The organism is Rhodopseudomonas sp. BAL398, from assembly GCF_033001325.1.
Lineage (GTDB): Bacteria > Pseudomonadota > Alphaproteobacteria > Rhizobiales > Xanthobacteraceae > JARJEH01.
The window spans coordinates 2,383,988-2,396,100 of sequence record NZ_CP133111.1 but is presented as its reverse complement, the minus strand read 5'-3'; the positions used below and the strand labels follow the sequence as shown (position 1 = coordinate 2,396,100).

The 12,113-nt window shown below is 65.1% G+C and carries 7 protein-coding genes; 4 read left to right on the top strand and 3 right to left on the bottom strand.

Translation table 11 applies throughout. From position 1 onward, the window contains the following. Positions 1-90: 90 nt before the first annotated feature. Positions 91-2,883 (bottom strand): ATP-binding protein, encoded by a 2,793-nt coding sequence (locus RBJ75_RS11435; RefSeq protein ID WP_276156481.1) that lies wholly within the window; start codon positions 2,881-2,883, stop codon positions 91-93. Between the two features lie 369 nt (positions 2,884-3,252). Here RBJ75_RS11435 and RBJ75_RS11430 point away from each other — a divergent pair, with 369 nt between their 5' ends. From RBJ75_RS11430 to RBJ75_RS11415, 4 genes are all read left to right on the top strand, one after another. After that, positions 3,253-4,002, top strand: a complete 750-nt coding sequence (locus RBJ75_RS11430) for a hypothetical protein (protein WP_052628929.1) — start codon at positions 3,253-3,255, stop codon at positions 4,000-4,002. Between the two features lie 70 nt (positions 4,003-4,072). Further along, positions 4,073-6,868 (top strand): phosphoenolpyruvate carboxylase, encoded by a 2,796-nt coding sequence (ppc, locus tag RBJ75_RS11425; RefSeq protein WP_411194521.1) that lies wholly within the window; start codon positions 4,073-4,075, stop codon positions 6,866-6,868. A 149-nt stretch (positions 6,869-7,017) separates the two neighbouring features. Further along, positions 7,018-7,881, top strand: a complete 864-nt coding sequence (locus RBJ75_RS11420) for a hypothetical protein (protein WP_044411355.1) — start codon at positions 7,018-7,020, stop codon at positions 7,879-7,881. A 473-nt stretch (positions 7,882-8,354) separates the two neighbouring features. Continuing rightward, positions 8,355-9,644: an OmpA family protein gene (locus RBJ75_RS11415; protein ID WP_044411358.1), complete on the top strand. Its 1,290-nt coding sequence runs from the start codon at positions 8,355-8,357 to the stop codon at positions 9,642-9,644. A 249-nt stretch (positions 9,645-9,893) separates the two neighbouring features. On the opposite strand, the gene RBJ75_RS11410 is transcribed toward RBJ75_RS11415, so the two are convergent. Together RBJ75_RS11410 and RBJ75_RS11405 are read right to left on the bottom strand one after the other, a co-directional pair. After that, positions 9,894-10,814: an SDR family NAD(P)-dependent oxidoreductase gene (locus RBJ75_RS11410; RefSeq protein ID WP_317528996.1), complete on the bottom strand. Its 921-nt coding sequence runs from the start codon at positions 10,812-10,814 to the stop codon at positions 9,894-9,896. Between the two features lie 159 nt (positions 10,815-10,973). Continuing rightward, positions 10,974-12,113: a thiolase C-terminal domain-containing protein gene (locus RBJ75_RS11405; protein ID WP_044416908.1), complete on the bottom strand. Its 1,140-nt coding sequence runs from the start codon at positions 12,111-12,113 to the stop codon at positions 10,974-10,976.

Genomic DNA, 12,113 nt, shown 5'->3' with positions numbered 1-12,113 from the left:
CGAGCGAAGCGGGTACCGGTTCGCGTGAAGAAACCGCGTCAAAACAAGAATCCAGAGCTCCGGTTCTGATCTATCAGAGCCGGGATGGCTCTAGCCGGTGGCGGTCTTGACCCGCGATTCGGCGCTCTCGGGGGCCGACCGCATCGGTTCGGACAGCAACGCCGCCCGCACCATCCGCGCGAGATCGGACTTGCGATAGGGCTTTGGCAATAGCAGCACGCCGGCGTCGAGGCGGCCGTGATGGACGATGGCGTTTTCGGTGTAGCCGGAGGTGTAAAGAACTCTCAGCGGGCGAAACGTCGATATGGCGCCGGCAAGCTGCCTGCCGTTGAGGCCACCCGGCATGATCACGTCGGTGAACAGCAGATCGAACGCCGCGCCCTCCTCGGCTTGCGCCAGCGCGGTCTTGCCGTCGGGCGCCGCGATGGTTCGGTAGCCAAGGCTGTGCAGCTGGGCGACCACGAAGTCGCGCACCAGGGCGTCGTCCTCGACGACCAACACGGTCTCGCTGCCGCCCTCGACTGGCGCGGCGACCGCTGCGGCGTCCGCCTTGGTGCCGGCGCGCGGCAAATACAGCCGGATCGTGGTGCCGTGGCCTTCCTCGCTGTAGATCTTGATATGCCCGTTCGACTGTTTGACGAAGCCATAGACCATGCTGAGGCCGAGACCGGTGCCCTTGCCGACCGCCTTGGTGGTGAAGAAGGGGTCGAACACCTTGTCGCGCAGCTGGACCGGGATGCCGGTGCCGGTATCGCTGACGGCGATCATCACGTAGGGGCCGGGTCGGGCGTCGGGATTGTGGATTGCATAGGACTCGTCGAGCACCACATTGCCGGTCTCGAGCATCAGCTTGCCGCCATTCGGCATGGCGTCGCGGGCATTGACGGCGAGGTTGAGCAAGGCGGCGGAAAGCTGCGACGGATCGATGTCCGCGGGTTCGGTGTCCTCTTCCAGCATCGAGTCGATCTCGATGTGCTCGCCCAGCGTCGGTCGGAGCATTTGCTTCAAGCTGAGAACCATGGCGTTGACGTCGACACTGGTGGGCTGCAGCGGTTGCTTGCGGGCGAATGCGAGCAAATGCCGCGTCAGGTCGGCGCCGCGGTCGGCGGCTTGCGCGATCATCTGAACGAAGGCGACAAGTTCCGGCCGGTCGCCGAGGTCTTCGGTCAAGATCTCGGCCGTGCCGGCAATGACGGTCAGCATGTTGTTGAAATCGTGCGCCACGCCGCCGGTGAGCTGGCCGATCGCTTCGAGCTTCTGCGACTGGTGAAGCTTGCGCTCGGTCGCCCTGATCTCGGTGACGTCGCGGAACACCACCACAGCCCCGCCGGCTTTGGTGCCCGACTCATCCTGGATCGGACGCGCGCTGCCCAACACCTGGACGGTCTTGCCGGACTCGCGACGCCGGTAGATCAGCTCGTAATTGTCCACGATTTCGCCGCGCAAGGCGCGCGAGGTCGGCCATTGCTCCGGCGCAAGCAGCGTCGTGCCGTCCGGCAGATAGATGTCGTACAGATCGCGCCATTTGGTGCCGGTCACATTCAATGACCCGAGCAGTTCCTGATTGGCGCGGTTGGCGTAGACGATGTTGCCATCGCGATCGATCAGCAGAACCGAATCTGCCATCGCCGTCATGATGCTCTCGAACACGTCTTTCTCGTGCCGAATCGCGGCGTTCTTCGCGCTCACCTCCTGAATCATTTTGTTGAAGGCGCGCGCCAGCACGCCGACCTCGCCGCTGGCGTGCGCCGGCAGCTGCATCGGCTCGCCCGCCGCAAAGGCCGCCGCCGCCGCGGTCATCTGGCTCAGCGGCCGGGTCAGCGTTCGGGTCAGCGCATATCCGAGCAGCACCGCGGCCAGCACCGCGGCGGAGCCGCCGAGCAGGATCGAATCGCGGGCGGCCGCAACCAGCACGGCGACAATCTTGCTTGCCGGCATGACTTCGACCACCGACATCGGCGCGGCGTCCTTCACCCGCGCCGCGGCAAAACCCACGGCAAATCTTTCACCCTGGCTGTTCTCGACGATGGCCGGGTTGGTGGGGTTTTGCGGCCCCGAAGCGAGGGCGCCCGCGAGGCTCGGAAAATCGTCCTGGATGCGGGAGGCCTTGCCGAATTCGAATGCGAAGGCTCGCCCCTGATCCGGATCGACCAGATATTCGCCGCGGTCGTTCACCACATACACTTTGGCAAACGGATTGGCGGGGTCCGTCATCTGGGCGAACGCCGGTCGCAGGTCCAGATTGGCGATCAGCAGGCCGTACCTTGTGCCGTCGGGGGCGAATAGCGGTGTCGAGATTCTCACCACCGGGGTGTGCGGCGTCTGGATCTCGCCGTGCTCCCGGTTGAGCTCGACCGGCGAGATCAGGATCGCGCCATCGGGGGCCGCCAGCGCCTGCTTGAAATATCCGGTGTCGCCCTTGCGCTGCAATTCGGCGTCCGGCACGATTCGAACGGTGCCGTCTTGCCGCCGTTCGACCCTGACGACTTCGCGGCCCTGGTCGGCCAGCCCGATGATCCGATATTGATAGAACTCCGGCTTGACCTCGAGCTCGACCGCCAGCCGCGCGGCGATCCGGGCGCGCCATTGCGCCAAGGTTTGGCCGCCGACGCTGGGAAGCGACGGATCGAGGCCCAGCGCCATGATCTCGTCGATGCCGATGATGCGGCGAAAGCCTTTCACGTCGGCCCGGGCACCGCTGATGCTGTTGGCAAGATCGACGGCGCGGGCGCGCGCATTGGCGTCGATCCGCACCAAATAACGCGGGATCGCCACGCCCGCGACGCTGCGATAGCCGAGATACCCGACGGTCGCGGCGGTCAGGACGACCAGCAAGATCACTGACAAGATCAGCCGGGTCGAGATTCTCAGTCCCTCGCGCACGCGAAATCTCCTCCGAGGTTGCAATGCTAGGACGGTTCGCGATTGTGTCGCAATGCGTAGTTTTACAGAATCAGACCGCGTCACCCGTTCGAAATTACCAGCAAATCCTGGAAATTCTTCGAAAAAGCTGGTCGGACGCGCATTGACCCGGAGGATGGGCGGCATTCTCACGACCCCCGAAACCCAATTCAGCGAAAGTGGAACTTGATCGTCGGTGCCTCGTTGCAACCCGCAGGAACCGGTCGGCGCGGGTGTCTCGCCCAATCGGGGGCCATCGACGGTCGCGTTGACCGCCGTCAATTGCCTTCCTTGACTAGGTGACTGAGCGACCAACGCACGCCCGATCCGCCACTTTCGCTGGAGCGCGACATGACCAGCCAGCCTATCGACGATCTGCAGCCCGGCCCGCCATCGCCGACCTGGCGTTCCGGATTCCGCGACTTCCTGATGGATGACTGGCCTTATCTGTCGATGCTGGCGCTTGCGCTGTTCGGGGTGGCCTATACCAGCATCAGCGAAACCAGAGCCTATTGGATCGCCCTGGCTCCGTTCATCGGGCTGATCTGTGTGGTCACCGGTTGGGACGTGGATGTGAGCAAGGAGGCGCGGTGGCGGCTCGTGCTGACCCAGATCCTGCACTGGTCGGCGGTGCTGGTGACAATGGTGCTGATGCCGGTCACGAATGTCAGCGTCGTGAGCGGCGGCAATCTCGGGGCGCTGTCGGCGCTCACCCTGGTCGCCTTGGGGACCTTCACGGCCGGCGTGCACACCTCGTCCTGGCGGATCGCGCTGGTCGGTCTGATCCTGGCCGCCAGCGTGCCGGGGATCGAATTGCTGCAACAATCCGCGCTCTTGATTCTGATGGTCGTCGTGGTTCTGACGGCAGCGATCGCGCCGTTCGTCTGGCACGCACGCAAGAGCAAGAAGGCTGCGTCCGAGCCGGAAGCGCGCCCGGTCGAGCCGGCGCCAGACCCGGTGGCGCCATCGCCGCAGGAGCCGGCGGATCGCATCGACGACAGACTCGCTTCGCGCGCGGATGTCATTGACGCCCCGGTCGTAGCCGATCCCAGCTATCCCGAGCCCGGCACGCCGGCGCGCCAGGCGCCGCCGTTTTCTTGATCTTGCGCCTGGCGTGAAAAATTGCGACGTGGGGAGGCCGGCAAATTCCTGGAGCATCCCGATGTCGCCCATGGTCATGCCATCCAATCCCGACGTCCAGGCCGCCCGCGCCGACGAGATCTTCGAGGACGACGCGCAATTGCGCAGCGACATCCGGCTGCTCGGCCGGATTCTCGGCGATACCGTCCGCGATCAGGAGGGCGAGGACGTATTCGACCTGGTCGAGCGGATCCGGCAGACCTCGATCCGGTTTCATCGCGACGACGACCGGACGGCGCGCCGCGAACTCGAGGATATTCTCAACGGCATGTCGACCCCGGATACCGTCCGGATCGTCCGCGCCTTCAGCTATTTCTCCCACCTCGCCAACATTGCCGAGGATCACAACTCGATCCGGCAGATGCGTGCGGGCTCGACCGCGGGCGCGGCGCCGCGCGCCGGGATGCTGGCCCGTACTTTGACCCATGCCCGCGAGGCCGGTATCAGCGCCCGCGACTTGCGGCAGTTTTTTAAGCAAGCGCTGGTCAGCCCGGTCTTGACCGCGCATCCGACCGAGGTCCGGCGCAAGAGCACGATGGACCGCGAGATGGAGATCGCCGCGGTGCTGGATCGGCGCGAGCGGGTCCAGCTCACCGCCGACGAAATGGCGCTCAGCGAAGAGCAGCTGCGGCGCGCGGTGCTGACATTGTGGCAGACCAATCTGCTGCGTCGGACCAAGCTGACCGTGCTCGACGAGGTCACCAACGGGTTGTCATTCTACGATTATACCTTCCTTCGTGAAGTCCCCCGTCTGCATGGCGTGCTCGAGGATCGCCTCGTCGCCGAAGAGGCGGCGGAAGGGGGCGAGCCTGGCGAGGAGCTGGCGACCTTCCTGCATATGGGAAGCTGGATCGGCGGTGATCGCGACGGCAATCCCTTCGTCACCGCCGAGGTGATGCGCGGCGCGCTGCGCCTGCATAGTACGCGGGTGCTGCGGTTCTATCTTGACGAGCTGCACGCGCTGGGCTCCGAATTGTCGCTGGCGTCGCATCTGGCCGCCATCTCCGACGATCTGCGCGCGCTGGCGGCGGCGTCGCCCGACACCTCGCCGCATCGCCGCGGCGAACCCTATCGGCTGGCGGTCTCCGGGATCTATGCGCGGCTGGCCGCGACCGCGTTGAAGCTCAAGGTCGAAACCATCCGCGCGCCGGTCGCGACCGCCGCGCCCTATGCCAGCGTGCGCGAGTTCCGCAACGATCTCGACATTCTCAACCGCTCGCTGTTGGCCGACAATTCCAGCGTGATCGCGCGCGGCCGGCTGCGGCTGCTGCGCCGCGCGGTGGATTGCTTCGGCTTCCATCTGGCGAGCCTCGATATGCGGCAGAATTCCGCGGTGCATGAGCGCACCATCGCCGAACTGATGGACGCGGCGAGGCCCGGCCATTCCTATCTGGCGTTGAACGAGGACGCCCGGATCGCCGTGTTGACCGCCGAATTGCGCGGCATGCGGCCGCTGACATCGGTGTTCGTCAAATACAGCGACGAGGCCGTCGGTGAACTCGCGGTGCTGCACGAGGCGGCTTCGGCGCACGCGATGTACGGCGCCTCGGTGATCCCGCAATGCATCATCTCGATGACCCAGGGCGTTTCCGACATGCTCGAGGCGGCGTTGCTGCTCAAGGAGGTCGGGTTGATCGATCCGGCGGGCCGCAGCGCGCTCAACGTCGTGCCGCTGTTCGAGACCATCGAGGATCTGCAGGCCTGTGCGCCGATCATGGACCGGCTATTGTCGATTCCGGAATATCGCCGGCTGGTCGATAGCCGCGGCGGCGTCCAGGAAGTGATGCTGGGCTATTCCGACAGCAACAAGGATGGCGGCTTCGTCACCTCGGGCTGGGAGCTGTACAAGGCCGAGATCGGGCTGATCGAGGTGTTCGAGCGCCACGGCGTGCGGTTGCGGCTGTTTCACGGCCGCGGCGGTTCGGTCGGCCGCGGCGGCGGGCCGAGCTATGACGCGATCCTGGCGCAGCCCGGCGGCGCGGTGAACGGTCAGATCCGCATCACCGAACAGGGCGAAATCATCTCCAGCAAATATTCCAACGCCGAGGTCGGGCGCAACAATCTGGAAATCCTCACCGCCGCGACGCTGGAAGCTAGCCTGCTGCAGCCGCGCCGCAGCGCGCCGCGGCCGGAATATCTCGAGGCGATGGAGCAATTGTCGGCGCTCGCCTTCAAGGCCTATCGCGGGCTGGTCTACGAGACCGAGGGCTTTGTCGACTATTTCTGGGCCTCGACGGTGATCACCGAAATCTCGACGCTCAACATCGGCAGCCGGCCGGCCTCGCGCAAGAAGACCCGCGCGATCGAGGATTTGCGCGCGATCCCCTGGGTGTTTTCGTGGGCGCAATGCCGGCTGATGCTGCCCGGTTGGTACGGCTTCGGCAGCGCAGTGGAAGCCTGGGTCGCGGCGCATCCCGACCAGGGCATGGCGTTCCTGCAGGACATGGTTCGCGAATGGCCGTTCTTCCGCACGCTGCTGTCCAATATGGACATGGTGCTGGCGAAAAGCTCGATCGCGATCGCCTCGCGCTATTCCGAGCTGGTGCCGGACGAGGCGCTGCGTGCCAAGATCTTCGGCCGGATCCGCGCCGAATGGCACAGCTCGATCGAGAGCCTGCTCGACATCATGGAACAGGACCGGCTGCTGCAGGGCAATCCGTTCCTGGAGCGGTCGATCCGCAATCGCTTTCCCTATCTCGATCCCCTGAACCACGTTCAGGTCGAGCTGCTGCGCGCACACCGCAGCCACGATCCCGACGAGCAGGTGCTGCGCGGCATTCAGCTCACCATCAACGGCATCTCGGCAGGCTTGCGCAACAGCGGCTGACGCGGCGTAGTAACACGCCCGATTCCGCGCATGCGCGCAAAAATGCGTCGATGCGACCGCAATGCAGCGGTGATAGCACCGCCAATCCTGGAACAATCATCGCACTCCGACATTCTACCGACGGCTAATCAGGGCCGCTGGAGTTGATGATGGAACAAGGTTTTGCGACGGCCGTGCGGGCCGATGTGATCGAGCCCTCGGTATCGGGGGTGTCATGGGCTGCGATCCTGGCCGGTGCGGTGGCGTCCTGCGCGCTGACGCTGGTGATGTTGTCGTTCGGAGCAGGTGTGGGTTTCTCGGTGGTTTCCCCGTGGGGACATTCCGGCGTGTCGGCGACTACGTTCAAGATTGGCACCGGGCTGTATTTTATCGTCATCGCGATGATTTCCTCGGCTGTCGGCGGCTATCTGGCTGGCCGGTTGCGGACCAAATGGGTCGGCGTGCACAGCACCGAAGTCTATTTTCGTGACACTGCGCACGGCCTGCTGGCTTGGGCGGCCGCGACCATTGTGGGCGCTGCCTTGCTGGCGGCTCCGGCCGGCGCATTGATCGGCGGCGCCGGATCGGCCGCAACCCAGGTGGCGGCGCAAAGTGCCGGACCGATGGACGGCTATATCGACACCTTGCTGCGCGCCGATCCTGCGGCCCAGACCAGTGCCGGCGCGACTGATAATCGCGGCGAATTGCAGCGGCTGCTGACCGCGAGCTTCCGCGACGGCAGCGATCTCAGTGCAGCCGACCGCAGCTATCTGACCAAGGTGGTGGCGGCGCGAACCGGGCTCAGCCCGGCCGAAGCCGAGACCCGCGTCACCGAGGTCACCAACACCATCAAGGCTAATCTGGAAAAGGCCCGCAAGGCCGGCCAGCAGATTTCGATTTGGCTGACGCTGTCGCTGTTCATCGGCGCCTTCTCGGCGGCGCTGGCGGCCACCGAAGGTGGCGGCATGCGCGATGGGACATGGGGCAAGAACGCCCGCAACCGCAACACTCTCTCAACCGAAGGAGCGAAATAATGCCAATTCTCTTGTGGCTGGTCGGAATTCCGATTCCTCTCATCATCCTCATCATGCTGCTGCACTAAGCAGACCAAACCGAGACTGAGAACCAAGGAGGCGGCCCGCGGGTCGCCTCCTTTTTTGCGTGGTGCGCCAGATCGTCAGATCGGTCGAGCCGTCTTGGGCACGATCGATTGCCGGCCCGCGCTGCCATACCCGGCTACTATTTGGTAGCGCGGTAGTTAGTTCGCGGCCGGATTGCCAGGTAATTGCCTGCCGCAGAGGCATGTCGCCACTCAGTTCAAACTTTAGTCAGGATAGCTGCGGGTGGGCCAACAACGTTATTGAGACATGCTCACAGCCAATCGCGATGGCGATGGCTTGCGGGCCTTGGGTTTTGATAGCTGCAGGATTGGCCGGACAGCATCGGGCGCTCCCACGCAATGCTCCGCTGACGTCTCGTTCGATCGCCGACGATAAGGACGCTCCCGATGTTATACCTGCTGACGCATTACTGGATTTGGCTCGCGGTCGCACTGGTTGCTGGTGTGGTCACCCCGCTGCTGTCGAACCGATTGAATTGGGCTGCGGATCTCGCGGATTTTTGGCTGAAGCGGGTCGGCGTGGTTCTTGCCGTGCTGATCGTGCTGATCGTCGCGCGGACCATTGACGGCAGGCCCGGATTATTGCTGGAAGCTGCTTGCGCGCTGATCATCGCCTATCTGGCCGGAAGCCTCGTCGGCGGGGCTGCGGTGCGGTTGATGCCGGTGCGCTATGAGGGCTGGTGGATCGGGCTGTTTGCGACCGGCCTGATCTGGCTGGTCTTCGCCATCGTGGCCTATCCGACGATCGAGCCCGCGCTGCGCATACACGTCGCCGCGGCGGTGGAGAATGCGGGCGGCGATCCGCTCGATATCGACGTCGCCGGGCGCGACGTGTTGCTGCCGACCGACGTCGCCAAGCGCGCCGAACTGATCAAGGAAATTCGCCAGGTGCCGGGCGTCCGCCTGGTCGCGGATGTCGACAGCCTCAGCGGCGCTGCGCTGGCGGCCAAGACGGTCGCCAGGTTGGAGGCCGCCAAAGCCGAGGCCGCGGCCAGGGCCGAAGCTGCAGCACGGGCAGAGGCGGCGGCGAGCGCGCAAGCCATGGCGGCAGCCGAGGCTGCCGCGAAGGCGAAGGCCGCAGACGCGGCGGTCAAGGCCGCCACCGAGGCGAAGGCCGCCGCGGCGGCCGAAGCGGCGGCGAGGGAAGTTGCTGCCAAGGAGACTGCCGTCAAGGAAGCAGCAGCCAAAGAGGCTGCAGCGAAGGAGGCCGCCGACAAACCTGAGACGGATACATCCCAGCAGCTGGCAAATGCGGATTCCGCAAATCTCACCATCGCCAAGCCGGCGATTGCGACTGCGCCGCCGATGCTCGATGCCCCGGCCTGCCAGGCGGAAATACTGGCGCTGACGGCTCAGCAGAAAATCAATTTCGAGCGCGGTAGCGCCGAACTCGACAAGGACTCGCTGCCGGTGCTGGCCCAATTGGCCGCCGTGGTCGCGCGCTGCCCGGATGCTGCGATCGAGGTTGCGGGCTACACCGATTCAGCGGGACAGAAGGCGCGCAATCAGGCCTTGTCGCAGCGCCGCGCCGAAGCCGTGGTCGGTCGGCTGAGCAAGATCGGGATCGGCTCGGCCAAACTCTCCGCGGCAGGCTATGGCGCCGACAAGCCACTCGCCTCCAACAAAACCCCGGAAGGGCGCGCGCAGAATCGCCGCATCGAGTTCGTGGTGAAGTAGCAGCGGCGTGCCGGGCGCCCGACGCCGTCCTGCGCGTTGGGCAGCAGCGTTACGGCGAGGCGCTTCATCGAAATCGAGCCCCGTGCCCCGGATGCTGCGCAACGCGTCGCGCAGCGGCGCGGTGCGCTGCTGATCCGGGGCCCCGCTTGGGCGGCAACGGCTTGGCCCGGCAGCGTAGCGGGGGTCCCGGTTCAGCGCAGCAGCACGATGTGCTGCGCCGCGCCCGGGACACCTGTCTGTGGTCGCCGCTCAGATCGCATCCCAGTTGAAGATGTCGGCCGAGCGGTCGAGCTTGTAGAACGACGATTTCAGCGCCGGCATGCCGTGTTCGGCGATAGTCTGGCAGGTCCAGCCGCCGTCGCGGTGGATCGAGCGCAGCGGCCGCGACTGACCCATCAGGAAGATCTCGTTCATCCGCACCGCGAAGATCTGCCCGGTGACATCCTTGGCGGCGTCGCTGAGCAGGAATACCGACAGCGGCGCGATCTTCTCCGGGCCCATCTGCTGCATCCGGGCCACGCGCGCCTTTTCGTCTTCCGTCTCGGTCGGAATGGTGCCGATCAGCCGGCTCCAGGCGAAGGGCGAGACGCAATTGGAGCGGACGTTGAAGCGGTTCATGTCGAGCGCGATCGATTTCGACAGGCCGACGATGCCGAGCTTGGCGGCGGCGTAGTTGGCCTGGCCGAAATTGCCGATCAGCCCCGAGGTCGAAGTGAAGTGCACGAAACTGCCGCTCTCCTGCTCGCGGAACAGGCGCGCCGCGGCATGCGAGGTGTAGAACGAGCCCATCAGATGCACCTTGATCACCTGCTCGAAGGCGTCGATGCTCATGCGGTGAAAGATCGCGTCGCGCAGGATGCCGGCATTGTTCACCACGCCGTCGAGCTTGCCATAGGTGTCGACCGCCATCTTGATGATCTTGCTGGCCGGGACGGCTTCGGCGACGGTCTCGAAATTGGCGATTGCGGTGCCGCCGCGCTTCTTGATCTCCTCGACCACCTCGTCGGCCGGCGCGGCGTCGGTGCCGGAGCCGTCGGCGGCGACGCCGGGATCGTTGACGACGACCTTGGCGCCCTCGGCGGCGGCCAGCAGCGCGATCTCGCGGCCGATGCCGCGCCCGGCGCCGGTGACGACGATGACTTTGCCGTCGAGTGATTTGGTGGTGGACATGATTGTTTGCTCCCGTTGTTTCGGTCTGATTGTTGGCTGTCATTCCGGGGCGCGAGCGGCGTTAGCCGCGAGTGAACCCGGAATCCAGAGATGGTTGATCAGCTCGGGATTCCGGGCCTGCAGGCCAGCCGCCGGCCGACCTGCATCCCGGAACGATGGCTATGCCTCGTTGGTGAAGATGATCGTGCCCGACGCTGCGAACATGCCGCCGACGCCGTGGCAGACCGAGATCTTGGCGCCCGGCACCTGCGCCGGCGCGATGCCGCGCATCTGCCGCACGCTCTCCTGGAGGGCGTACATGCCGTACATGCCGGAATGCATGTAGCTTAGGCCGCCGCCATTGGTGTTGAGCGGCAGCTTGCCGCCGGGCCGCGTATTGCCGTCGGCGATGAATTTGCCGGTCTCTTCATGCGGCATGAAGCCGAGATCGCCGAGGCCGTAGAGCGGCAGATGCGCGAAGGCGTCGTAGATCATCAGATGATCGACGTCGCTGTGCGAAATCCCGGCTTCCTTGAAGGCGGTGGGACCCGCGGTGCGGAACGCGCGCGAGGAGTCGAAGGTCTGCATCTGGCTGACCATCGGGGTCTCGACGCTCTCGCCGGTGCCGAGGATATAGACCGGTTTTGTCTTGAAGTCCTTCGCTCGCTCCGCTGACGTGAGGATCAGGGCGCCGCCGCCATCGGTGACCAGGCAGCATTGCAGGATGCGGAACGGATAGGCGATCATCTTGGAGTTCAGCACGTCCTCGACGGTGATCGGCTTCTTCATCGTGGCGCGGGGATTCTTCGCCGCCCATTCACGCTGCACCACCGCCACCATGGCGATCTGCTCATGGGTGATGCCGTGGGTCTTCATGTAGCGCAGCACCGGGATCGGGAACATGCTGGGCGGGCCATAGACGCCGAACGGCGCCTCGAACTGGCCGTTGAGGCTGTCGGGCGGGGTGAAGCGCGGCTGCTTGCCGATCATCGACTTGCCGCTTTCGGCATGGGTGATCAGCACGGTCTTGCACAACCCGGCCTCGATTGCCGCCGCGGCATGGCGGACGTGCAGCATGAACGAACAGCCGCCGACCGAGGTCCCATCGACCCAGGTCGGCGTGATGCCGAGATAATGAGCGATCTGCTGCGGGGTCTCGACCGCGGTGGCGACGCCGTCGATGTCGGACGGCTTCAGCCCGCAATCGGCCATCGCGTTGAGCGCGGCATCGGCATGCAGCTGCAGCTGCGACATATTGGGAATGACGCCGAGTTCGGTGGTCTCGGCGGCGCCGACGACGGCAACTTGATTTCTGCGCAT

Coding starts and splice junctions, on each gene's coding strand:
- RBJ75_RS11420 (WP_044411355.1), top strand. CDS start 7,018: ATGGAACAAGGTTTTGCGACGGCCGTGCGGGCCGATGTGATCGAGCCC.
- RBJ75_RS11410 (WP_317528996.1), bottom strand. CDS start 10,814: ATGTCCACCACCAAATCACTCGACGGCAAAGTCATCGTCGTCACCGGC.
- RBJ75_RS11415 (WP_044411358.1), top strand. CDS start 8,355: ATGTTATACCTGCTGACGCATTACTGGATTTGGCTCGCGGTCGCACTG.
- ppc (WP_411194521.1), top strand. CDS start 4,073: ATGGTCATGCCATCCAATCCCGACGTCCAGGCCGCCCGCGCCGACGAG.
- RBJ75_RS11405 (WP_044416908.1), bottom strand. CDS start 12,113: ATGCGCAGAAATCAAGTTGCCGTCGTCGGCGCCGCCGAGACCACCGAA.
- RBJ75_RS11430 (WP_052628929.1), top strand. CDS start 3,253: ATGACCAGCCAGCCTATCGACGATCTGCAGCCCGGCCCGCCATCGCCG.